Genomic DNA, 24034 nt, shown 5'->3' with positions numbered 1-24034 from the left:
TCATTAATGGAGTTCAAAGGCTCATTAATGGAGTTCACAACCTCAAACCTCTTAATCTCTAATCCCCATTACACCTTATCCCCATTCCCAAATCACTAGTTCCCCATTCGCTAGTCCCCAATTATTATGCCAAACCCATCTAATAATTCATCATCTGCGATCCCCATAAAAAAGCAGGCTGAGTTTTTCTTGGCTGGAGACACGAGTAGCGTTGTCAATCCTCAAACACAGGAAACATCACAGACGAACGATTGGTTTTATGGAACTGAGGAACTGTTAGATGCTTTACCAAGGATCTGGACGCGCTCTTTATTGTATTTACTGATTGGTTTTGCTGTAATTGTTATACCTTGGGCAATGCTTTCTAAAGTTGATGAGACAGGAAGCGCTAGAGGACGGATGGAACCCGAAGGAGCAACGCAAAAATTGGATAGTCCTGTTACTGGTAGTGTAACGGCTGTCAATGTTAAAGAAGGCGCAACAGTAAAAGCAGGACAGGTTTTAGTTGAATTAGAGTCTGATGTGCTACGAACACAGCTGCAACAGGTACAGACAAAACTAGAAGGTTTATTAAGTCAGCGATCGCAATTGGCTCTGCTAAAAAACCAAATTTCATTAACCATAAATATCCAAGAGCAACAAAATAAATCCCAAGAATTAGAAAAACTCGCTCAAGTTAGTCAGGCGCAGCAAAACCTTGATGCTAAACAAAGTACCTATAACTTACAACGACTGGAAAAACTGGCTCTGGTAGAACAAGCTAGCCAAAATATCAGTTCTACCCAGATTGCTCAAAAATTAGCTAAGAGTCGTTTAAGTCGAGATTTCACGGAAGTTACACGTTATCGCCAACTTTTGCGACAAGGTGCGATTCCCGAAACCAAACTTGTGGAACTAGAAAAAACAGCACAAGAAAGTCAACGGTTGCAAGAACAAGCAAAATCTGATATTACCCAAGCCCAGTTACGCTTAAAACAAGAACTCAACAGCTATCAATCCGTAATCAGTCAAGCTCATTCAGATATTCAACTGCTCAAACTTCGCCTGCAAGAAGAACAAAGCAGCTATCACAGTGTGGTGCAAGCTGGTAAACTAGCACTGCTGAAAACCCAGGAACAACTTAAAGATTTACAAACACAAATTACTAGCGTGCAATCAGAAATTGCTCAAACCGGAAGCGAGATTACATCCTTCAAACTACAGTTACAACAAAGAATGGTGCGATCGCCTATTGATGGGGTAATTTTTGAATTACCTATCCAAAAACCAGGCTCAGTAGTAGAACCGGGACAAATGATTGCCCAAATTGCCCCCAACAATAGTTCTTTGATTTTAAAGGCACAAATGCCCAGCGAACAAAGTGGTTTTTTGAAGGTAGGAATGCCAGTTAAAATCAAATTTGATGCCTATCCCTTCCAAGATTATGGAGTGTTGCAAGGGCAAGTTAATTGGATTTCACCCAACTCCAAAATTCAGACGACTAATCAAGGTAATCTCGAAACCTTTGAATTGGAAATTTCCATAGCTCACCCTTATATCCAAACTGCCAACAAACGTATTCCCCTGACAGCAGGTCAAACAGCAACCGCAGAAGTAATCATCCGCCAACGTCGCGTTATGGACTTTATTTTAGATCCATTTAAAAAGTTGCAACAAGGCGGTTTACAGCTTTAGTAATTAATAACAAATAATTCAAAGCTCAGGAGCCATAATTGATAATTGGCAAATAAATAACTGAGTTTAAGTATCAACTTTTGTTTGCATTGGCGCAGTTTATACTGCTGATTTGGCTGCCGCTACTTATCTGCGCCGATCACACCAACTGTCATTACTTAATCATTCATAGACAACGAGACCCCCAACTTTTTTAAAAAAGTTGGGGTCTTAATTATGTTTATTTAATATTACTAATTATTTACGTATAAATACTAAACTTTAAATTTTTCTATTTTTAGATAGAGATATTTTTACAAAAATCCAGACAATTATTTTTTAAATTAGCAATCAAAACAAACTTTAATATTAAAATAACTTCAGAAATATCTTTGATTAAAGATATGAAAGCTATAATTAGTAGTATTGAAATAACAATAAAATGTCCTAATTAATTTAGGTGAATAATTGGAGGAATTAGATGATGTCAAAAGTATTGACTGTTTCTCCTGAGGATATTCTTGACCACATCAAGCTTTCTTGTCAAATTCCTAATATATTGGAGGCGATCGCCACTCGCAAAATTGTTGAAGATGAAGCTAAAGAAGCAGGTATTCAAATTGATTTAGAAGAACTGCAACATGCAGCAGATAACCTACGTTTAGCGAACCAACTGCTAAAAGCTGAGGATACCTGGATGTGGTTACAAAAATATCATCTTTCTCTAGATGACTTTGAAACAGTCGCTCAAACAAGTCTTTTATCTGCTAAATTAGCAAATCATTTATTTGCAAACAAAGTTGAACCATTTTTTTATACACATCAACTCGATTATATTGGAGCAGTAACTTATGAAGTTATTTTAGACGATGAAGATTTAGCTCTTGAACTTTTTTATGCTCTCCAAGAAGGGGAAATTAGTTTTCAAGAAATCGCCCGCCAATACATCGATAATATTGAAATTCGCCGTGCTGGAGGATATCAAGGAATGCGTCTCCGGAGGGATTTTCGACCAGAGATTGCAGCAGCCATCTTTGCTGCAAATCCTCCACAAATTCTCAAGCCAATAATTACTCCCAAAGGAGCGCATATAATTGCAGTTGAGGAAATTATTAAACCTCAATTAGATGAACAGCGACGGTTGCAAATTATGGGAGACTTATTTGCTAATTGGTTAAAAACACAAATTGCCGCTATGGAAATAGTGGCACTCACAAAATCTGTCAATCCGGAACCATCTAAAAATATAGTAATGCAAGCTTAAAGCGATATCAGCGAGGTAGTATTAGTATACTACCTCGCCGTATATTGCAATTTATAAATGAGTCATACTTATTTAGAACTGCGTTTACCGTAACCTTGTTGAATCCAGGTTGATTCTAATTTCAAAAGTCCAAAATTTTGAGTATCAGCTTGTTGACGGTTGATTTTGCCAAGTAAACAATTACTTTTTATCAATCGAATGTAAGTGCGGGAGGGTATATATTTGAGAGGATCGTAGCTAATAAAACGCAGAATTAAAACACAAGCCCAAGAATATTTACCAAGTGTTACAGCTCTGAGAATATGTTCTAATTCTTCATGATTGAAGTGGAATTTAGGAGTTAATATTTCGTCAGACTCGGAAAGCTGTTGAGCCATATATTTACCTCATAAATGAAAATCAGTTTTATTAAATTGCTAGGAATTAAAAAAAGTGTAAATATCATCCGAATTGGCATTGAGATAAGGACGTTGTAAGTCGATTTCACACAACGAAAAATGTTGGATAATCGATGCTATGCGTCCTGCAGGAGTATTATTTCCTTGATGCCAAGCCTCAAACAAACCGTTAGCAATAACTTGGCAACGGTTTGTACCAAAACTTTCTTTGTCACCAAATTTGTGGTTTGGTTCTTCAGCGATCGCCAATCCTGGTGCTACCATCTTAGTAAACAAAGGCACTTGCTGATTAAAATTTGATTGATGTTGTGTATACAACTTCTCTAATATTGGGCAAACAACTTTGTAGTTATTTTTATCAAAGTAAAGCACTGCTGAATCGTAACGCCCATATTCGGAAGGATTGTATAGTGCTTTCAAGGAAAAAGAAATGTTTATCGCGTTGAGTTGGGTAGTCAAACTATCCATAACTCCAACTGCACCCTCTGGATTTAAATTGAAGTAGACACGTACTAGATTTTTTTCATTTGGCGAAGTACCTGCATTAGCAACCGCCATATAAAATCCTTTTTGTACAAGATTCTTGGGCATTTTGATTGCTACCAAGTCACCGACGTTAGCGTTCTGTTGTAAAGTATGGGGTTCGATGTGTAGCTTCAACCCATTTTTCTTTACCACTAACATGCCATCTGTTTCTTTTTTTACTAATAGCCAATTATGATTCCAGTATCCTACACCTCTATTACTTTCATGCAAGCGATCATAGAAAGCTACATCTACACCAAAAAATGTATTGTTTTCTAGATTTTCGTTCAAAGCCAAATTCGTTACTTCTGCATCCAATGCTAAGCTATTTTTTAAGGAGCCATTGTAATAAATGCCATATATAAAATTACGCAGTTGCTCACTCAAAAACTTCTTCTGGAAATCTAGAGATAATTTCTCAAAGCTGAAAACTACTGCTTCTGGCAATTCTAAGAGGTTATAGTCTGGATGCTTAATATAACAATAAGACTGGATTTCAATCTTATAAATCATGTCTTGCAGTGATATCTGCAATGACTCTGGAATATCTGCCAATTGACTTGGCAGTAAATCTAATAGTTGCATAAAGACTAGCCTATCAATTGAATAGAAAGATTGGGAAGTAATGAAAAATGTCCACGCTTACCTGACAGCGATTTTCAGGTAAATGAATCACATTATTTTTATCTCACGCACTTGCTCGCCTTTGCGTGAAAAATCTGGGACTCAGCCACGCTTAACAGATAAGCTTAAGCTATGGTGGCAAAGATCTGATGCTTCCACACCAAAAATTGTTTTCGTAGATGCTTGGGAACTGCACAGCAAACTCTTGGCAACTTGGAGCATACAGATACCCAAATTACCAAAGTTTTTTTCGTGCTGAAGTTGAGCTTGAATAGCTCTAATCAAGGCTAAACCGCAAAATTGTATAACCCGTTCTAGGAAATCAGGACGATATTCTAATATTTCTGGAAAATCAGTTAAATAAGCAATCATCAACTCTCTCATTGAAGGCTGGAGCAGATGTAGGGGAGTTTTAGCTAAGCTTAAAGATTCTTGAATCAATACTGATTTACTGGTAATTATGCTGAAAAGCCAGATTTGTAAATAACTGGCAATCAATGTTCCTAAATCATTCGCTGGATCTCCCCAAGCACCGCGTTCCCAGTCAATTAATCGAATGATGTTGTTACCTAATAAAGATTCATGGGTAATCAATTCTTCCCAATTAAGAGAGAGGAGGATATTATTTAGCTTCAAATCGTTATGAGTTAGACAACATGGAGTAAAGGCATTACTCAATTCAGCGATCGCTTCTCCTAAACTTTCATAACGTTGATAAAGAGCTAAGAATTTTAGTCCATCTGCAGGCATCGTACCAAAGACTGCCGGAGTAATCCGATCCATCCCACGACTCAGATTAGGATTTCCCTGGCTGAGTTGGCGATCAGTATTTTTGAAGAAATCTTGATAGTCTTGACAATTAATCGATATGCGATGAATTGATGCCAAAGTAGTTCCAACTACTGTTGCAATCTTTATTGGAAAGGAATTTAAATTATCCTGATTGTAAAAATCCATTAAATCTCGATAGTTAGTCAGATAATTAAAAACCATGATGGAATTTTCAGCATCAAAATATATTGCCTCTGAAAAACATGGGCGAATTTGGCTCAATTCTGGGAATCTTCCTAAAAACTCGTGAACTCGCCATTCTTTTAAAAACTCGCCAGCAGTGTTTCCATCACGTTTATGAGGCTCTTGCTTAATGAGGAGTTTTTGTTCATCTGGTAAACTAATTAATAAGTTAAAGTTTTTAGCAGTTTTTAACTCAAATTTGCTCAACGACTGCTCATTTTTCGTACATATTCCCTGAGCAATTAGGTAATCAAAAACATTTTTAGAACTTAATAAAAACGGTGCCATAGCTTCAATTTATTTCCAGAAATAAGGTAAATGACTGTTTCCACAAGTTAGCTTGATTTCTACTGACGTACTTATTGAGTATTGAATGATTTTGCTAACTGTGCAATCTCATAGATACTAAATGCCAACAACGCCAGATTAAGACTTTTCTCTCCATAGTTAAAAATCTGAGAAAGAGCATCGTCTACACTGCCATAGATAGATATATAATCGAAATTACTCACGTCTATGAGGAAACTTTCTGAATCAGCAATATACAGATCAGAAATCTTAATTTTTGACATAGATTTTGATTCCCAAAAAACATTGATCAATTGGTTAAATGAGCTAATTTAAGTATCATTACTTAATCATCTAGCTCAGTAGTCAGGAAATAAAAAAACTTACAAAATTGATCAACTGCACTAATTCCAGGAGATTTCAAGGAATTTGAAGTACATAAGCTCAGTCTATTCCCCAGGTATAAAGGGTGTTTTAGTCCTGAATTCTGCTGAAAGTTTGATGAAGCTGTAAATTTCCAAGTCTGATTGACTATCTTGGTGTTTGGTAATTAAGAAAGCTAATTTTAAATCAGATTGAATTATTTACAGCAATTTTGGTGACTACTATAAATTGTCACAGTTGAGTAGAATTTTGCTGCGATTAAGCTGTGTATTGCTTAATCGCTAATTGCAAAAGTCCCACAGAGCAATCTAGCTCAGTAGTAGTTTAGTAATAATTAGTACCGTCGCTGAATGACTTGACGATGTGTGCAGTCAAGCTAGCGCCAAAGGCTAACAATCCGAACTCTTGTCCCTTAATGCCGTAAGCTAAAAGTGGGTCTAGACCATAGGCAACATTAGAAACATCACTACCACCACCATAAATTGTGATGGAATCTACATTATTGAGGTCGTTGAGAAAGCTTTCAGAATCTTGAAACAGTTCAGAACCAGTAGTATTTAGTTGAGAAAGAGCGATACTTGCCATAATTTTCTCCTCAGATAATTGTCACAGTTGAGTAAAATTTTGCTGCGATTAAGCTGTGTATTGCTTAATCGCTAATTGCAAAAGTCCCACAGAGCAATCTAGCTCAGTAGTCAATTAGAAATAATGAGTACCGTCGCTGAATGACTTGACGATGTGTGCAGTCAAGCTAGCGCCAAAGGCTAACAATCCGAACTCTTGTCCCTTAATGCCGTAAGCTAAAAGTGGGTCTAGACCTTCGGCAACACTAGAAACATCACTACCACCACCATAAATTGTGATGGAATCTACATTATTGAGGTCGTTGAGAAAGCTTTCAGAATCTTGAAACAGTTCAGAACCAGTAGTATTTAGTTGAGAAAGAGCGATACTTGCCATAATTTTCTCCTCAAATAAATTGTCACAGTTAAGTAAAATTTTGCTGCGATTAAGCTGTGTATTGCTTAATCGCTAATTACAAAAGTCCCACAGAGCAATCTAGCTCAGTAGTAGTTTAGTAATAATTAGTACTGTMGCTGAATGACTTGACGATGTGTGCAGTCAAGCTAGCGCCAAAGGCTAACAATCCGAACTCTTGTCCCTTAATGCCGTAAGCTAAAAGTGGGCCTAGACCATCGGCAACACTAGAAACATCACTACCACCACCATAAATCGTGATGGAATCTACATTGTTGAGGTCGTTGAGAAAGCTTTCAGAATCTTGAAACAGTTCAGAACCAGTAGTATTTAGTTGAGAAAGAGCGATACTTGCCATAATTTTCTCCTCAGATAATTGTCACAGTTGAGTAAAATTTTGCTGCGATTAAGCTGTGTATTGCTTAATCGCTAATTGCAAAAGTCCCACAGAGCAATCTAGCTCAGTAGTAGTTTAGTAATAATTAGTTGCGTCGCTGAATGACTTGACGATGTGTGCAGTCAAGCTAGCGCCAAAGGCTAACAATCCGAACTCTTGTCCCTTAATGCCGTAAGCTAAAAGTGGGTCTAGACCTTCGGCAACACTAGAAACATCACTACCACCACCATAAATTGTGATGGAATCTACATTGTTGAGGTCGTTGAGAAAGCTTTCAGAATCTTGGAACAGTTCAGAACCAGTGGTATTTAGTTGAGAAAGAGCGATACTTGCCATAATTTTCTCCTCAGATAATTGTCACAGTTGAGTAGAATTTTGCTGCGATCAAGCTGTGTATTGCTTAATCGCTAATTGCAAAAGTCCCACAGAGCAATCTAGCTCAGTAGTACTTTAGAAATAATTAGTTGCGTCGCTGAATGACTTGACGATGTGTGCAGTCAAGCTAGCGCCAAAGGCTAACAATCCGAACTCTTGTCCCTTAACACCGTAAGCTAAAAGTGGGTCTAGACCTTCGGCAACATTAGAAACATCACTACCACCACCATAAATCGTGATGGAATCTACATTGTTGAGGTCGTTGAGGAAGCTTTCAGAATCTTGAAACAGTTCAGAACCAGTGGTATTTAGTTGAGAAAGAGCGATATTTGCCATAATTTTCTCCTAAGATAATTATCACAACTGACCAGAATTTGGCTGCGAATTAAGCTGTGTATTGCTTAACTACTGATTCCATTTTTATTGATAAAAATTAGAAAATTCAAGCTCGAAAACCTGATTGGTAAGACATTAATATATGGGTTAAGTCTTTCTGTATGAGTTAAATAAATTGGTAATATTTATAAAATTTTTCAGTTTTATCGACTATGAATCTGAATCATGCTGTAATTTAACCAATGCCTCAATAATTTTGTTGATTTCAAGGAATTGCAAAAATATCTAAATAAAAAACCTGCGCTCTTAATTAAGAGCGCAGGTTTTTAAGTAATATGAAATTTTCCGTGTTCAACATTATTGTTAAACACTAAGCTGATTTCGCAGATCTACGATCTGTTTATCTATGTTAGCTAACCAATCACTAACAGTCTGTTTTATATTCTCTGATGAAAGCATTCCGGAATTATCTTCCTTGGTTATTCTTCTGATTCCGCCCTCTACACTTCTCATTTGCCAAATGGTTAGTTCAGTGAGCAGATTCTCTTCACTATTAGGAACTTGTAGGTTTGATATTATTATTCTCGTCATTTGATTGCCTCCTAAAACATAATGAAATTATTTAATATAGCTTTAGATAGCATTAAGCTATAAATTCATAATTTCTCTCTTTCATTGTGAAATACTAATTGAAAAAATTAAGCTTGAGAGAGTAAAAATATAGACAAAAATACTGTAAATTTGTCCATAAAATAAAGTGAATTAGATAAATATTGAATAACTTCTCTCTAAACCTCTCCCCGCTTCAGGGAGAGGCTTATAGCAGTTTTCACGTATTTAGGTACTTCCAAACAAAATTAATTTTTGACTTGTGGTTGTGAGTTAGGAATTGTGACATCTATTGGTGTTACCTGTGCAGCTAGCTGTGTCAAAGGCGGTTGAATGGCAGTTTGATTTCCCACCACTAAAGTCACGATATTTTCTGGCTTGAGGTATTTTCGTGCTACCCGTTGCACATCGGCGGCTGTAGTGGCGGCGACAGCTTTTTGATAGCGAAAGAGGAAATCAGCCGGATAGCCGTAATATTCGTATTGCATCAACCGTGATAAGGTTTGACCGGGGTCTTGGAAGTTGAATACAAAGGAGTTGAGGGTAGATTCTTTGGCAAAAGCTAGTTCCTTTGGTGTGACTGTTTGAGCTTGGATGCGCTTAATTTCCGCTTGTAAAGCGACGACAAACTGCACAGTAGCATCCGATCGCGTTTGTCCACCAGCAATGAACATTCCCGGATAATCGTAACGGGGACTCCAAACGCCGTATACAGAATAAGCTATACCTTGGCGCGATCGCACTTCATTAAATAAGCGTCCGCCAAACCCATTCAACACATCGTTCAATACACTCAACGCTGGATAATCTGGACTGTCGAGCTGTCCGCCTAAATGTCCGAGCAACACACTACTTTGCGTGAGTTGCGGCTGATTGACAAAAAACACTCCGCCACTATTAGCTGGCGAAACCTCTGGTAATTGGGGTTTGGCAATTTTAGGGTTTGGCTTCCAGTCGCCAAATTTAGCTTGAACGAGCGATCGCATTTTCTTGGCGTCGAAATCCCCCACAATCCCCAAAATCATATTATTCGGGTAAAAATACTGCTGATAAAACTTGAGCAAATCCTCACGCTCAATTCGGTCTACCGTTGCATACTCTGTGGTGCGACCATAAGGGCTATCTTTGCCATACAGCAACTTGCGAAATTCTCGACTAGCAATTCCACTTGGGTCGTCATTGCGTCGCGCAATACTACCTCTAGCTTGGGTTTTTGCCAAATCTAGCTTTTCTTGAGCAAATACAGGCGATCGCAATACTTCAGCAAATAGCCCAAACACCGTTTCTAAATCTTCACTGAGCGCATCAAAACTTCCACTACCGGCTGTTTCACTAATACTAGTTTCCACCGACGCCGCCCGTTGTTCTAATATCTCATTGAGTTCATCGGGCGAATGCTTCGTAGTTCCGCCAGTCCGCATCACCGCGCCTGTAAAACCAGCCAAACCGACTTTTTCCAAGGGTTCCAAACGATTCCCAGTCCTGACCAACGCCGTACCCTTCACCAAGGGTAACTCGCGATCCTCCATCAAATAGACAACCATGCCGTTTTGCAGCACAAACCGCTCATACTTAGGTATCTTAATCTCAGGTAGCGGTGGTAGCTGTAACTCTGTGTAATGCTTCGCCTCTACTGTCGCCGCCACAGAAAAGTTAAAAGTTAAAAGTAAAAAAGCAAAAGCCCCAACCAACGCATAAATAAGCCTCTTGCCATTTGGAATTTGTGATCTGAGATTTTGAATTGTTCTGAAGCGAAATTTGAGATTTATGCCAGCAAAAGACTTTCTTACCATATTGCCTTATCCTTGTTTTGACAACAGCTTACCAATTGTGCGATTTTCCGGCGTAAACGTCGTCTTTGCTACCCGCTGAATATCATCAGGAGTTACCGCCGCAATTTCATCCAACTGCTTAAACAAATTCCGCCAAGAGCCAGTTTTGACTTCAAATTCCAACAATTGTTGAGCCATTCCGGTATTAGAAGTCAGGGTGCGTAATAAATCTGCCCGTGCTTGGGTTTTCACCCGTTCCAATTCAACCGCTGCTACAGGCTGAGTTTTTAATTTGTCAATTTCCTGACGCAAAGCCACCGCCAACTCATCAAGCGTGTGACCGGGAGCAGTCAGAGCGTAAAACAACATTAAATTTGAATATTTATCTCCAGGAAAACCACTGAAACCTTGAGCATTGAGCGCCAAACGCTGCTTTTCTACCAAAGACTTATACAGTCGCGACGTGCGCCCATCGCTTAATAAACTGCCAATGATTTCATAGACTACATTATCTGGATGAGTAACTGAGGGACGGTGATAACCTTCTAAATATAAAGGTTGAGCAGGTAGTTCTAAAGAAACTTCCCGTGTTTGTTGTTGTCGCGGTTCCACGGGGATTTGTTCAGTAGCTTTAGCTTTGGCTCGATAGCGTCCAAAATAAACTTGTGCCAGTTGTTTCACCTGGGCGGGATTGACATCTCCAACAATGGCGATCGCTAAATTACTTGGTACATAATAAGCATCGAAAAACTTTTGTACATCTTCTGGGGTTAAGTTACGGATATCTTTGTCATAACCAATCACTGGACGCCTGTAAGGATGAACCTTGTAAGCAGCGTCAGTAAATTTTTCCAACATCAAGCCAATGGGTGAATTATCCACCCGCATCCGTCGCTCCTCTAAAATCACATCTTTTTCTTTATAAAACTCACGACGAATTACAGGGTCGAGAAATCGCTCCGACTCCAGTGACATCCAAAGTTCCAACTTATTAGCAGGAAAGCTGTAAAAGTAACGGGTAGCTTCAGTTGAAGTAGTAGCATTTAAACCCACACCTCCGGCTTGTTCGACAATTCGCCCTAGTTCGTTTTGCTTGACTAATTTACCGGCTTGGGATTCTACTTGCTTAAACTCAGCTTCTAACCGTACTACTTCATCTTTTTTAGCATTAGCTTTTGCTGCTCTTATTTGGGCATCCAACTGTTCCAAGCGTTCGAGTAGCGGTTTTTCTGCTTTGTAATCTTCTGTACCGATGCGCGTCGTCCCTTTAAACGCCAAATGTTCTAGAAAGTGAGCTACACCAGTTTTGCCATCAGGCTCATCCACACCACCGACATCAGCATAAGTCAGAAAAGAAACTACAGGTGCTTGATGTCGTTCTAAAACAATAAATTTTAAATTATTCTCTAGGCGAAACTCAGTTAACTGATCGATGACTCGATCTAGATAAGGTTGAATCGAACTTGCAGCTGGCATTTGAGTTTTGGCTGGAGGAGATATTGTTTGAGTTTGAGCCAGAGCAATTTCTGGCTGCAATCCCCAGTTAAACACGAGCAAAGCCAACAAGCTAATAAGCAGGCGATGGAATGTCAGAGATAGTTTTTTAGTGAACTGCAAAATCGAAGTTGTCCTGTGAGTGCATCTTTGCTGCCACCTTAAATCTAAAATTGACCGAGTGAGTTTGTTCATAAGCCAAAGTTAAGATAAAGTTACACTACCGAATAAATAGGCTAATTAGCAAACAGAGCATTAATGTTGTATTAAGCTTTTTCGGCTTTTTGTACTTGACGTTAGACAATTAATGCTACAAGTCCTGTTCCGGATATTTCACCATAACAGTTATGCGAGTTTTTAATTCTTCCCCACCTTCAGAGGCTCAGACACGCACCCGGATTTTACAGGCAGCACAACGCTTGTTTGCCTCTCACGGATTTGATGGCACTACTACCCGTGATTTAGCACAGGCAGCAGGTGTAGCTGAAGGCACTCTATTTCGCCATTTTCCCAATAAGAAGGCAATTTTGATAGAAGTAGCTACCAGTGGATGGGTAGAGATTTTAACGGATTTACTTACAGAATTAAGTGAAATGGGCAGCTATAAAGCTGTAGCGCAAGTAATGCGGCGGCGGATGTGGAATTTCCAAAAAAATGCTGATATGATGCGCGTTTGTTTTATGGAAGTGCAATTTCATCCCGATTTGCGCGATCGCATTCAATTAGAAGTGATTACCAAAATGACCGATGTTGCGGAAGTGTTCTTTCAAACAGCTATGGATAAAGGCATTTATCGCCAAATGGATGCCAATCTAGTCGCCAAAGTTTTTTTAGGAATGTTCGCGATCGCCGGTTTTTCCAACAACACCCTCATGGAACCGAACGCCTCCCCCCAAGAAATGCAACAAATGGCCGAAGGACTAGCTGATATCTTTCTCAACGGGGTTTTGATGAAAGATTAGGAATGGTTGATGGTTAACGATTGATGGTTGATTGGGGAATAGAAAGATCAGGGGATGAGAGAGCAGAGGAGCGAATAATAACTTCTCACTAAATAGTCATTAATCATCAGTAGACCTTTTGCAAGAGGTCTATTGACTTTTTTGGTTGATTACTTTGTCCTCGTGTCACAGACTCGATTGTGAGATTGATGGTATTTTATTTTTGCACAACTCCTTTATCCCAATCGCTATACAAACTATGACACTCAATTTATATTTACTGCGACATGGAGAAACTACTTTTAGTCAAAGTGGTAATTTCTGCGGTAAAACCGATGCCGAGTTGACTTCTGAAGGGACGCAGATGGCAGAGAGTTTTGCCGATGTTTATCAAAAATTGAAGTGGGAGGCTGTTTATGTTAGCCCGATGAAGCGCACAATTGCAACTGCCAAGCCATTTTGTGATGCTATCAGTATGGATATGCAGTTGCGTGACGGACTTAGAGAAGGTAGTTACGGCGAATGGGAAACTAAAAGTAAATCGTTTGTCCAAGAGAATTACGCAGAAAACTATGTAAAATGGTTGACAGAACCCGCTTGGAATGCACCACTAAATGGAGAAACTGCGGTAGATATTGCTAACCGTTCTATACCTGTAATTGCTGAAATTCAAGAAAAACATGCCAAAGGTAATGTTTTAGTAGTTTCCCATAAAGCCACGATTCGGATTATGATTTGCAATTTACTGGGAATCGATCTGGGACGCTATCGCTATCGAGTGAATATATTGGTCGCGTCGGTAAGTATGATTAAATTTGACGTTAATGGCCCTTTGTTAGAAATATTAGGCGATCGCCATCATATACCCGATTCTATTCGCTCTCGTCCGGGAACATAATCGTCAATTCTAACAATAGGTATACACAGTTAGTGACAAGCGACCCAGAGTGAACCTGAACACTAAATCGACATGTATTAGGGGATTAAAATACCTCAACCCAGTCGCATTGCAAGTAAGTCTGTGCCATTTGTTTTTTACAAAGTCCTATAAGTCATCAGTGACTAGTCAGCATTCATCACAAGCCAGTACGTTGCGGGGGTTTCCCCGTTGAGGTAACTGGCTTTCATCAGTTATCATTCACCACTCCCCACCATCTTTGCTTCCTGACTCCACTGCTGTACTAACTCAATTGCTGGACACAAATCTCGCCGCTGGATTGTTGCTACCTGCAAGCGCAAAATCTGTCTGTGCAATCTGTGAGCTGGAGTCTGAGTTAACTGTGCCACAGAACCAATACCCGCATGAAGCAATAAACCGCAATATTGCGTTCCGACGCTGGGAATACGCGCCAAGTCAGCTAAAGCCATCCATTTATTTACATACTGAAGATGAATCTGGAGTTTATTTGCTAACGCCAGTCTTGCCTGTGGAGTTTTTCCTTGTTTAAGTAGTGCTACTGTAGTGGGAATCCCACAATTTTGCAGTCGAGATTGTTCGTCTTGGCTGAGTCCAGGTAATTGCTCAATTGGCCAGTCACTAGATGTGACAGGACTTCGATGATTTGTCTGTTTAGGAAACATTTGTAAAACTAAAATATAAGCTTATTTAAATATTGTGACAACTGCTTTTAAGGTTTTGTATTAACGTGCAATTTTAATACATCGACCTGCATTGTTAATGCATCGGCTCGCATTGTTAATGCATTGGCTCGCATTGTTAATGCATCGGCTTACATTGTTAATGCATTGGCTCGCATTGTTAATGCATCGACTCGCATTGTTAATGCCTCGGCTTGCATTGTTAATGCCTCGGCTTGCATTTTTAATATCATGTGTGGGAAATTACTTGTGATATGTCGGAAGCGAGTGTAGCTAAGTGAAATGCACCACTTCCCTGCGGGACGCTACGCAACGTGGAAGCAAGCTAGCAAGAGCGTTTCGTAGAGAAGCAATCACAAGCGCTTAGCGTTAACATAAAGTCAGATATCTCAAATTTAACTAGTTGACTGGGGATTGCAGAAAATTCATGACCCCAATTCCAAAAATCACAGCCCAATTGTATGAAACAGATTTTGTGGCATGGACAAAACAGACTGTGCAACTCATTCGTGCTGGAGAATTTGAACAAGTAGACTGGGATGCTGTGATTGAAGAGATTGAAAGCTTGGGACACTCAGAACGGCGGGAGTTGAAAAGCCGCTTGGAGGTATTATTACAACATTTGCTCAAATGGCAATATCAGTCTAGTTTGCAAAGTGGCTCCTGGCAAAATACGATTGACGAGCAACGCAACCGAATTACAGATTTGCTGCAAGAGAGTCCCAGCCTCAAGTCCTATTTAGAAGAAGTATTAGCTCAGTCCTATAATCGGGGGTTAAAAGCTGCTAGTAATGAAACTAAACTACCAGTAAATACCTTTCCAGCAGAATGTCCTTATTCTATTGCCCAAGTTCTTGATGCTGAGTTTTTGCCGGATGCAATTAATTTGTAGTGCAAGTTTAAGCAGTGGTTAATTCGCCTCGCAGAACAGTTATTGCTTGTCCGGCAAGTAAAACGCGATCGCCCCCATCATAATACACTTTCACCACGCCACCGCGACTCGAAGCTTGATAAGCTAAAAACTGCTGTTTGTGCAAGCGATCGCGCCAAAAGGCAGCAAGACAACAATGAGCCGCCCCTGTCACTGGGTCTTCATTAATACCTAATCCTGGTGCAAAGAAGCGCGAAACGAAATCATATTCAGAATCAGGATGAGTAGTACTGGTAACAATCACATCAGAAATGGGCAATGTTTTTAATAGCTGAAAATTGGGCTGTATTTGCCGCACTAATTCTTCAGATTCTAATTCCACTAAATAGCCGAGTGAATTTTCCAACACAGATTTGTATGGTACACCCAAAGCTTGGTTTAATTGTGGAGGAGCGATCGTTGCTTTGGAGTGATTTACGGGAAAATCTAACTCAATCCATTCACCTTGTAATTTAGCAATGAGTACTCCGCTTTTAGTGTAGAAACGTGCGATATCATTTTGTGACAAATGTCCTTCTGACCAAAGTACATGGGCGCTAGCTAAAGTTGCGTGACCACAAAGCGGTACTTCCACTGTTGGCGTAAACCAACGCAGATTGAAGCCATCATCTTGTTTAAATAGAAAAGCTGTCTCAGATAAATTCATTTCCTGCGCCACATTTTGCATCCAAACATCATCTTGGGGAGTAGGCAAAACACAGACAGCAGCAGGATTACCTGCAAACGGTGTATTCGTAAAGGCATCAACTTGAGTAATGATTTGTCCCATGAAATTAGTCTTAAAGTAGTGTTAGTTACTGTTCGTGAATCCTGACAACCAGAACTAGGTAGCAAAAGATAACTTTTACATGAGTTCTACTAATGTATCAAGTCACCTATCTTTAGACAGATATAGGATATAGATGATAATGACAATCTTTGTGGCGGTAAAAGGCAGACATCGCTTCCTTTATAATACACTTTCACTTCTCCATCGCTACTCATAGCAGGATTATCTGCAAAGGATGTATTCATGAAAGCAGTAAACCGAAGCATGAAGCTAAAAATCTTCAAAGGCATCTTTGCTAGTTTCAACTTAGTATTAATTTGTGCAGGATTAGTTAGCTGTATTCCTCAAGCACCGAAACCACTTTTTCCAATTGAGCAACAAAAACCAACGGTAGAACCTAACCAGGCGAACCCGAATAACAAAAATAAAGATGATAAACACGATGATGACAATGACGATGGAGACAATGATGATAAAAAGAATGATGATAAAGACTAAATAACCTTTATCCTTTTTTCGAGTTTCTATTTATGCTTATTCCCCAAACTTCTAGTTCCCTGGTTGATACTTTACGCCAGCGACGGCAAAAACTAGCCAGCCTGATTGATTTTCCCGCAATTCTCTGGTCAGGTAGCAACAGTCCGCGTAACTTTCCGGCAAATTCCTTTGCTTTTCGCGCTAATAGTCATTTCCTCTATTTCGCGGGACTACCTCTAGCAAACGCGGCAATTCGCCTAGAAGCGGGCAAGCTAGAATTATTCATGGAAGACCCTTCACCCAGCAGCGCCCTTTGGCATGGAGAAATGCCAACGCGAGAAGAAATCGCTGAGCAAATTGGGGCAGACGTGGCTCGACCAATGGCAGAATTAGGCTCTTGGTTAGAAGATGCTGCAACGATTGCTGTCCAAGATGCCGCTACTTGGACGCAGCAATCACAGCTTTTAAATAGATGGGTTTTGCCCCAAAGTCTTCCCCAAGAAATTGATTTAGAGTTAGCGAAGGCGATCGTTTTTCTCCGTCTCACCCATGATGATGCTGCATTAACCGAGTTGCGAAAAGCTGCGGCTGTAACTGTCCAAGTACATAAAGCTGGTATGGCTGCAACACCTCAAGCCAAGTTGGAAGCAGAAGTTAGGGCAGCAATGGAAGGGGTAATTATTGCTAACAATATGACCACTTCTTACAACAGCATTGTCACTGTTCACGGCGAAGTTTTGCACAATGAACACTATCACCATCATTTGCAACCAGGCGACTTACTGCTTGCTGATGTTGGTGCTGAAACCGAGACTGGTTGGGCTGCTGATGTGACTCGCACATGGCCGGTTTCTGGTAATTTTTCATCTACCCAAAGAGAGATTTATAATGTTGTTTTAGCAGCTCACGATGCTTGTATAGCCAAGATATATCCTGGTGTAGAGTATGGGGATATTCATTTGTTAGCTGCCACGGTAATAGCTGAAGGTTTAGTGGATTTAGGAATTCTCCGAGGAAATCCGCAAGATTTAGTAGAAATGGATGTCCACGCGCTGTTTTTTCCTCACGGTATTGGTCATCTATTGGGTTTAGATGTCCATGACATGGAAGATTTAGGCGATTTGGCAGGATATGAAGAGGGAAGAACAAGAAGCGATCGCTTTGGCTTGGGCTATTTGCGTTTGAATCGTCCTTTGCGTCCAGGAATGCTAGTTACAATTGAGCCTGGTTTTTACCAAGTACCAGCAATTTTAAATGATGCCAATGTCCGCTCAACATATCAAAATGTAGTAAATTGGCAGCGGTTATCAGAATTTGCTGATGTCCGCGGAATTCGGATTGAAGATGATGTTTTAGTTACCACAGAAGGCAGCGAAGTTTTAACAGCTGCATTACCCAATGATGCCAATATTATAGAAAATCTAGTTAATAGCTGAGTCTATTCTTAGCTAACAAATCCAGCAAGGCTTCTAACAAAGAGACATCACGCTCATCGTTGGTGTTAGAGTATTCTGCTGGATTTCGATTTACCTCTACTTGGGCAATTTTGAAGCTTTCTCCAACTATCTCAAAACGCACTTTAAAAATACAAAAACCAGTCCAACTACGATGCAAGTATAACCAAGGAGCCTCATAGAAAATAAACCACTTATCTTCCATCTGCTGGGGAATTACTCCAGCGGCAATTCGGTCAAATTCTTTGTGGGAATAAAGCTTTTCTACGTTTATATTTGTGGATGCAGAAGGCATAGGTTCTGTTTTCCAATTATTCCGTTTGGCTATTGGCATAGTAAAAATAAAATTACTCTGGTGGCTTGGTAAAAATATAATATGATACCTCCTGATATCTAAAATAATTTCAAATTCATGACAAAAAACCCTATAGGATTACTACTGAGTGGAGTTATTCTCAGCTTCGGAGTATTACCATCATTAGCTCAAGCACAACAGCCGATTTCCGATGCCCAAGTTGCAGCAATGGTAGAAGCGTTACGACAAGCTGCACCGCAAACAAAAAATCCCAACGATGGACTTTACAGTGAATGGCAAGTGAAACCAGAAACCCTCAAAGGCTGGTCAAGAACTTGTCTCAAAAGAGAATTAACACCAACGCAGTTTGAAAACAGTCCGGCGATCGCCCGTTCTGTTGTATCATGTATCACTCGGCGCGAGTTAACCAATCAGTTCGCCGTCACTAAAAATAATGAAATTGCATCTGTGCGTGGCGTCGCTTGTTGGTGGATGACTGGTAGCTATACAGGCTGCAACAAAGGCTTCACTGCTGACTATGTGCAAAAAGTTGTCAGTTTTTACCAACAACAGCACTCAAAACCAGCAGCAACCCAACGCTCAAGAGGAAGTTCTTAAGAAACTCAGCAAGTGGGCAAAGAGGGTGTTTACTTATCTCACTTTTCACAACTGCATAGGCATTGCTGACTGGTACCAGGGAGAGCGAGAAATGCTTTAAAAAACCTCTAAAGTAAGAAACTTCAGAATTTAATTTCTTACTTTAGTTGGTACAAGCAAGCTGTATCAATACTTTTGAGAGCTAGTGCTATTCCCACTTCTTGTTCGGTCGCGGCTGGAGGCGAGCTGTCACCAGATATTTGACGAAATGTAATCATCTAAATGCTTACTTTTCTTGGAATAGTTTCGTTTCAGTGTTGCTGAATGAAAGAATGAATATTAAAAACTTAATTTCTCAAACTCTTTCTTCATAAATTGAAATTGTAACAGATAGTTTATTTAGTTGAAGAGTTAATAAATAATTATAAAAAACTAAAGATTTTATGTTCAAACTACTCAAATACCTTAATATTTTTATTATTACCACCTATTTGCTATTTGCTTGTAATAGTTCAGCACCAACCGAATTAAAACATCCTCCTTTAAAAGTAGAATTTGCATCTTTTATTGGGGAGTATCCAGGTATCATTGCTCAAAAAAAAGGATTCTTCAAAGCCCAAGGGGTAAATGTGGAACTCATTCATAAACGATACACCCAATTGGAACAAGCAAATTTCAATGCGGGTAAATATGATGGTATTACATTATCCTTGGGCAGTTTTATAATGTTGAGTGCCACAAATCCTGATATACAAAGCGTGATAATCATGGATGAATCAACAGGAGCAGATGTGGTAGTTGCCCAATCACAAATTCAAACTGTTGCTGACTTAAAAGGAAAAAAGCTGGGTGCAAATCTAGGCGGTTTTAGCGAAGTTTTTGTGACTGAGATGTTGAAAAGTGCCAACTTAACCAGCGACGATCTGAATTTGCTTAAATTAGATGCTTCAGAAATTCCTCAACGTCTGAAAAATAATGTTATTCAAGCCGGACACACTTGGGAACCTTATCTTTCTGAAGCTATTAAATCAGGAGGACATGTCCTATTTAGCAGCAAACAAACCCCTGGCTTGATTTTAGATATGATTATCTTTCGCGGTGAAATAATCCGCGATCGCCCCGAAGATATTCGTGCATTTATCCGAGGATGGCTGCAAGCCGCAGCCTACTGGAAAGCAAATGTTCAAGAAGGAAACGCGATTGTCAGCAAAGCCTTAAATATTCCTAGCAATACACTCTCTTTGGAAGGAGTAAACCTAACCAATCTAGCTGAAAATCAAAAATTATTTCAAGCTAGCGATCCTAACTCTATTTACAAAGCAGCCAAGATATATGCAGACTTTTTTATTCGCTCTGGAAATATAACCCGCATTCCTGAACTAAAAAGTTTGTTCAATTCTTCGTTCTTGAATCCTCCCTCCTAGTTTAAAACTATGCAGCAGCATTTTTTGGGTGGTATCCGTAGAAAGTTGATCGCCTCGTTTCTCATTGTTGCTTTAATTCCTTTGCTGGTGTTGGCATTTATCAACAAACAGACAACCGAAAAAATACTAACTAACAACGCCCGACAAGCCTTATCTGTGGCTGCTAACGAAACCGCTAATAGAATAGATGCCTTTATTGATGGAAATCTCAATGCCGTACGTGTAGAGGCGATTTTACCAGGTTTGGCACGCTACCTCAGCCTAACTCCAAAACAGCGAGATGACAGCCCGGAAATGCAATTGGCGATAGAAACATTAATTCGTCTCAGCCGCAAAGATATGCTCAATATTCTCTCCTATGCTTTGCTCGACTTAAATGGCAAAAATGTATTGGATACACGTACATCGAATATTGGCAAAGATGAATCAGTTGAAAATTATTTTAAAAAACCGCTGCAAACTGGGTTATCGTTTGTTTCTAGTATGAAGCGATCGCTGACAATTCCTGACCTTGTCAACCTCTTTTTTAGCAGTCCGGTTCGCAATGCTAAGGGAGATATCTTGGGTGTATTGCGTGTTTCATACAATGCTACTGTTGTCCAGCAATTAGTAACTCGAGAAACTGAAAGGGCTGGGGCAAAATCATTTGCTATTCTTTTAGATGAATATAATATTTATTTAGCACATAGTAGTGCACCAAAACTGCTTTTTAAATCAATTGTACCACTGCCTTTAGACGTTGTAACTCAACTACAAAGTCAAGGGCGTTTGCTTAATTATTCTCTCAAAGAATTAGCAACTAATGAGTCCAAACTTAAGCAAGCATTGGATAATCAACAGTCGTATTTAATTACATCTTTGTCAGCAACAGGCGATCGGCTGAACCTGATTGCGATCGCTCGTTTAAAATATAAACTTTGGTCTGTGTTGTTCGCACAGCCCCTTACTGTTGCCCTAGCACCTGTAGAAAAGCAAATTCGTGACGCAATGTTTCTATTTGCAATTATCGCTTCAGTAGTCACACTCATCGCTTTTGCCATTGGGCAACTACTAACAAAGCCGATAATTTACCTTACCAATATAGTCTTCCAGTTTACCGCAGGTAACTTAGATATCCGCGCCAAAATTAGTTCAAAAGACGAAATAGGTCAACTGGCAAAATCGTTTAACGACATGGCATTTGAGTTACAAACATCTTTTGAAACTTTAGAACAACGCGTACAACAGAGAACAGCAGAGTTAGTAATTGCTAAAGAAAAAGCAGAAGACGCAAATCTAAAACTAGAACAACTGGTAAATCTAGATGGTTTGACTCAGGTAGCTAACCGTCGCTGCTTCGATGGACGACTGCAAGCAGAATGGAAACGCCTTGCCCGAGAACAACAATTCCTGTCACTGATTTTATTTGATGTTGATAAATTCAAATCATATAATGACTATTATGGTCATCTAAGAGGTGATGATTGTCTAATCACAATAGCGCAAACAGTGCAACAGGCAGCTCGTCGTCCTGCCGATTTAGTAGCGCGTTACGGTGGAGAAGAATTTTCGGTACTCCTTCCCAATACTGACTTAGTGGGAGCCATCAAAGTAGCACAAAATATTCAGCAAGCAATTCACGACCGGGTCATTCCCCATGCAAAGTCTGATGTCAAGGATATCGTCACCGTTAGTATAGGAATTAGCTCTCGCATACCCACTTTGGATGTAAAGCCAGATGCTCTGATTGCTTCAGCTGATAAAGCACTGTACGATGCCAAACAAAAGGGGCGCGATCGCTATTGTTACTCATTAGATGGTGTAGCTCTCACAAGGGGCAATATAGGCTGAAACTATTACTGCACGTACAAAATTGTAGACTCAGCACAAAGTGATTGCAAAACAAGAAAATTTATAAACAGAAGTTACAACGTTACTTAAAAAGCAGGCTTTTATTTAATAACTAACAGTTAGGATAATTGTTTTACTTTTTCAGTCAGCCAATCGACACGATCCTTGCCCCAAAACTTTTCGCCTTCCACCACCCAAGTTGGTACACCAGGACAGGCAAATTGCTCGTATTCTGCTAAAGCTGCCACTGCGGCAAGTCCCGCTGCTTCACCGTGGGCTAATTCTAAAATGCGATCGCCATTTAACCCGACATCATCAGCAACTTTTCTAATTACAGACTCATCATTCACATCAAGCAAGTCAACATAGCTGGCTCGATAAAAAGCAGCATCCAGAAGATGCTCCTTCCCACTTCCATGAGCCGCGTAATATGCTCTAGCGGGAAGTTCTTCCCGACTAAATTTCATTTTTTGCCAGCGCTTTACCCACCTCCGAAATTCCTCAAGTTCCTTAAATCGAATTTCAATACCGTACTTTTTTGCCCACCGCAGACAATCTTCTTTGTGATACAACGATACAACCGCACTTTCACTTCCTCCTTGGAGATCGGCTACTTTAATACCTCGCTCCTTGGGAATGTAAATCGGTCGTCGTTCAATATCAACAGGTAACCCCTGCAACGCTCTTTGGGCAAGAATGATCCCAATGTATGAATTCGCTGAGTGGTATATCGAGTATGAGTAAACTTTGATTCGCTGGGACATATGTTCTTTTAATAGCTATCTCAATTAATTCGCTATTTTGATATTAAATTTTGCTTTTAACCCATTGGCGAAATTCTTTAACTAATTCCAAATAATCTTTTTTGCCCACCTGTTCTAAAAAATTAGAAATTTCTGTTAGTGGCAAATTGGGAAATGCTAAACTCTGTTCAATAGATATATATTTCTGATTTTGTAGAACGTTAATACTAAAATCTTTACCATCATATCGCCATATTGCAGGCACCCCCATATCAGTATAGACTTGAAAGCGATTTTTAGAACTGCTAGTAATATCAATTTCTACTACTAAATCTGGCGGTGTATCTTGGGCTAAATCTATTCTTTTTTTGCCTCTGATGACATTAATATTTTTAATATAAAAGCATTCATCTGGTTCTATACCACTCAGTTCTGGAAGCTTGAAAGTAGTAGAACCAAGAGGTTGAATATTGACTTCTAATTCTTCGGCTAGAGTTTCCACAAATCGTCCCAAGACTTTTTTGCAACTCTCGTGTTCAGGTGAAGGAACCATGATTTCTAGAGTACCTCGATTGTAAGTAAGCCGGAGGCGGCGATTAGCACTAAGTTCGGTTAGCAAGTTTTCATAGGTTTGCCAACTGATACCTGATAAGTGGATGATTTCTGTGGGTTGAATCAGAGTGTTGCTAGTCATAGCTATTTTTTGAGTATTTTGTAAGTTGCTGGTTTTTGGATGTCAATTCAACAAACGTAGGTATCTAGTTGCTACAGTCGAGGTGAAAACTACTAAGCTGGTAAATAGCACGTTGAAATTTTACTGGAAACTCTGAATCGCATTTAGGGGTGGTTCAGAATTCCTCACT

The 24034-nt window shown here is 39.6% G+C and carries 26 protein-coding genes; 10 read left to right on the top strand and 16 right to left on the bottom strand.

Going from position 1 to position 24034, the window contains the following annotated elements; translation table 11 throughout:
- Positions 1–126 precede the first annotated feature (126 nt).
- Both FCR06_RS09895 and FCR06_RS09890 read left to right on the top strand, forming a co-directional pair.
- Positions 127–1674: an HlyD family efflux transporter periplasmic adaptor subunit gene (locus tag FCR06_RS09895; protein WP_138499072.1), complete on the top strand. Its 1548-nt coding sequence runs from the start codon at positions 127–129 to the stop codon at positions 1672–1674.
- 463 nt (positions 1675–2137) lie between these two features.
- Entirely contained in the window at positions 2138–2917 is a 780-nt protein-coding gene (locus tag FCR06_RS09890; RefSeq protein WP_138499204.1) for a peptidylprolyl isomerase, read from the top strand.
- A 68-nt stretch (positions 2918–2985) separates the two neighbouring features.
- On the opposite strand, the gene FCR06_RS09885 is transcribed toward FCR06_RS09890, so the two are convergent.
- The 11 genes from FCR06_RS09885 to FCR06_RS09835 all read right to left on the bottom strand — a co-directional run bounded on the left by FCR06_RS09885 (position 2986) and on the right by FCR06_RS09835 (position 12306).
- A complete protein-coding gene (locus tag FCR06_RS09885) occupies positions 2986–3294 on the bottom strand; it encodes a HetP family heterocyst commitment protein (RefSeq protein ID WP_138499070.1) in 309 nt (102 codons plus the stop codon).
- Between the two features lie 39 nt (positions 3295–3333).
- On the bottom strand, positions 3334–4425 hold the full coding sequence (locus FCR06_RS09880; RefSeq protein WP_138499068.1) for a T3SS effector HopA1 family protein: 1092 nt from the start codon (positions 4423–4425) through the stop codon (positions 3334–3336).
- A gap of 141 nt (positions 4426–4566) precedes the next feature.
- Positions 4567–5766, bottom strand: a complete 1200-nt coding sequence (locus FCR06_RS09875) for a phosphotransferase (RefSeq protein WP_138499066.1) — start codon at positions 5764–5766, stop codon at positions 4567–4569.
- A gap of 71 nt (positions 5767–5837) precedes the next feature.
- Positions 5838–5990, bottom strand: a complete 153-nt coding sequence (locus FCR06_RS09870; RefSeq protein WP_223280090.1) for a hypothetical protein — start codon at positions 5988–5990, stop codon at positions 5838–5840.
- 484 nt (positions 5991–6474) lie between these two features.
- Positions 6475–6735 carry a hypothetical protein gene (locus FCR06_RS09865; RefSeq protein WP_138499062.1) on the bottom strand — a complete coding sequence of 87 codons (261 nt, stop codon included), beginning with the start codon at positions 6733–6735 and terminating at the stop codon, positions 6475–6477.
- 114 nt (positions 6736–6849) lie between these two features.
- Entirely contained in the window at positions 6850–7110 is a 261-nt protein-coding gene (locus FCR06_RS09860; RefSeq protein WP_138499059.1) for a hypothetical protein, read from the bottom strand.
- Between the two features lie 115 nt (positions 7111–7225).
- The gene (locus tag FCR06_RS09855; protein ID WP_138499057.1) at positions 7226–7486 is read right to left on the bottom strand and encodes a hypothetical protein; all 261 of its coding nucleotides are present in this window, start codon (positions 7484–7486) and stop codon (positions 7226–7228) included.
- Between the two features lie 114 nt (positions 7487–7600).
- Entirely contained in the window at positions 7601–7861 is a 261-nt protein-coding gene (locus FCR06_RS09850; RefSeq protein ID WP_138499055.1) for a hypothetical protein, read from the bottom strand.
- 114 nt (positions 7862–7975) lie between these two features.
- On the bottom strand, positions 7976–8236 hold the full coding sequence (locus FCR06_RS09845) for a hypothetical protein (RefSeq protein ID WP_138499053.1): 261 nt from the start codon (positions 8234–8236) through the stop codon (positions 7976–7978).
- A gap of 857 nt (positions 8237–9093) precedes the next feature.
- Complete coding sequence (locus FCR06_RS09840; protein WP_138499051.1) at positions 9094–10638, bottom strand: M16 family metallopeptidase; 1545 nt, start codon at positions 10636–10638, stop codon at positions 9094–9096.
- 6 nt (positions 10639–10644) lie between these two features.
- Positions 10645–12306 carry a M16 family metallopeptidase gene (locus tag FCR06_RS09835; protein WP_138499049.1) on the bottom strand — a complete coding sequence of 554 codons (1662 nt, stop codon included), beginning with the start codon at positions 12304–12306 and terminating at the stop codon, positions 10645–10647.
- Between the two features lie 152 nt (positions 12307–12458).
- On the opposite strand from FCR06_RS09835, the gene FCR06_RS09830 reads away from it, so the two are divergent.
- Positions 12459–13073 carry a TetR/AcrR family transcriptional regulator gene (locus tag FCR06_RS09830; RefSeq protein WP_138499047.1) on the top strand — a complete coding sequence of 205 codons (615 nt, stop codon included), beginning with the start codon at positions 12459–12461 and terminating at the stop codon, positions 13071–13073.
- A gap of 238 nt (positions 13074–13311) precedes the next feature.
- Positions 13312–13950 carry a histidine phosphatase family protein gene (locus tag FCR06_RS09825; RefSeq protein ID WP_138499045.1) on the top strand — a complete coding sequence of 213 codons (639 nt, stop codon included), beginning with the start codon at positions 13312–13314 and terminating at the stop codon, positions 13948–13950.
- A 236-nt stretch (positions 13951–14186) separates the two neighbouring features.
- On the opposite strand, the gene FCR06_RS09820 is transcribed toward FCR06_RS09825, so the two are convergent.
- Complete coding sequence (locus tag FCR06_RS09820) at positions 14187–14633, bottom strand: DUF4332 domain-containing protein (protein WP_138499042.1); 447 nt, start codon at positions 14631–14633, stop codon at positions 14187–14189.
- Between the two features lie 445 nt (positions 14634–15078).
- Between FCR06_RS09820 and FCR06_RS09810 the strand changes: the two genes are divergently transcribed.
- Positions 15079–15543, top strand: coding sequence for a DUF29 domain-containing protein (locus tag FCR06_RS09810; RefSeq protein ID WP_138499040.1), 465 nt, complete (start codon positions 15079–15081; stop codon positions 15541–15543).
- 7 nt (positions 15544–15550) lie between these two features.
- Here FCR06_RS09810 and FCR06_RS09805 read toward each other — a convergent pair whose 3' ends face one another.
- A complete protein-coding gene (locus tag FCR06_RS09805; RefSeq protein WP_138499038.1) occupies positions 15551–16351 on the bottom strand; it encodes a PhzF family phenazine biosynthesis protein in 801 nt (266 codons plus the stop codon).
- 264 nt (positions 16352–16615) lie between these two features.
- Here FCR06_RS09805 and FCR06_RS09800 point away from each other — a divergent pair, with 264 nt between their 5' ends.
- Entirely contained in the window at positions 16616–16849 is a 234-nt protein-coding gene (locus tag FCR06_RS09800) for a hypothetical protein (RefSeq protein WP_138499036.1), read from the top strand.
- A 32-nt stretch (positions 16850–16881) separates the two neighbouring features.
- A complete protein-coding gene (locus tag FCR06_RS09795) occupies positions 16882–18264 on the top strand; it encodes an aminopeptidase P family protein (RefSeq protein WP_138499034.1) in 1383 nt (460 codons plus the stop codon).
- Here the strand turns inward: FCR06_RS09795 and FCR06_RS09790 are convergent.
- Entirely contained in the window at positions 18254–18616 is a 363-nt protein-coding gene (locus tag FCR06_RS09790; protein ID WP_189523365.1) for a hypothetical protein, read from the bottom strand. The two genes, FCR06_RS09795 and FCR06_RS09790, sit on opposite strands and share 11 nt — an antisense overlap.
- A gap of 78 nt (positions 18617–18694) precedes the next feature.
- On the opposite strand from FCR06_RS09790, the gene FCR06_RS09785 reads away from it, so the two are divergent.
- The 3 genes from FCR06_RS09785 (at position 18695) to FCR06_RS09775 (ending at position 22428) form a co-directional block, all read left to right on the top strand.
- On the top strand, positions 18695–19195 hold the full coding sequence (locus FCR06_RS09785; protein ID WP_189523364.1) for a hypothetical protein: 501 nt from the start codon (positions 18695–18697) through the stop codon (positions 19193–19195).
- A 422-nt stretch (positions 19196–19617) separates the two neighbouring features.
- Entirely contained in the window at positions 19618–20598 is a 981-nt protein-coding gene (locus tag FCR06_RS09780) for an ABC transporter substrate-binding protein (protein WP_189523363.1), read from the top strand.
- Positions 20599–20607: 9 nt separating this feature from the next.
- Positions 20608–22428 carry a diguanylate cyclase domain-containing protein gene (locus FCR06_RS09775; RefSeq protein WP_138499030.1) on the top strand — a complete coding sequence of 607 codons (1821 nt, stop codon included), beginning with the start codon at positions 20608–20610 and terminating at the stop codon, positions 22426–22428.
- A gap of 119 nt (positions 22429–22547) precedes the next feature.
- Here FCR06_RS09775 and FCR06_RS09770 read toward each other — a convergent pair whose 3' ends face one another.
- Positions 22548–23192, bottom strand: coding sequence for a DsbA family protein (locus tag FCR06_RS09770; protein WP_138499028.1), 645 nt, complete (start codon positions 23190–23192; stop codon positions 22548–22550).
- Between the two features lie 43 nt (positions 23193–23235).
- Positions 23236–23865, bottom strand: a complete 630-nt coding sequence (locus FCR06_RS09765) for a Uma2 family endonuclease (RefSeq protein ID WP_138499026.1) — start codon at positions 23863–23865, stop codon at positions 23236–23238.
- Positions 23866–24034 lie beyond the last annotated feature (169 nt).

It is taken from the genome of Nostoc sp. PA-18-2419, from assembly GCF_005869855.1.
GTDB lineage: Bacteria > Cyanobacteriota > Cyanobacteriia > Cyanobacteriales > Nostocaceae > Nostoc.
Note: the sequence above shows the minus strand (reverse complement) of the source record. Positions and strands in the feature narration are given on the sequence as shown.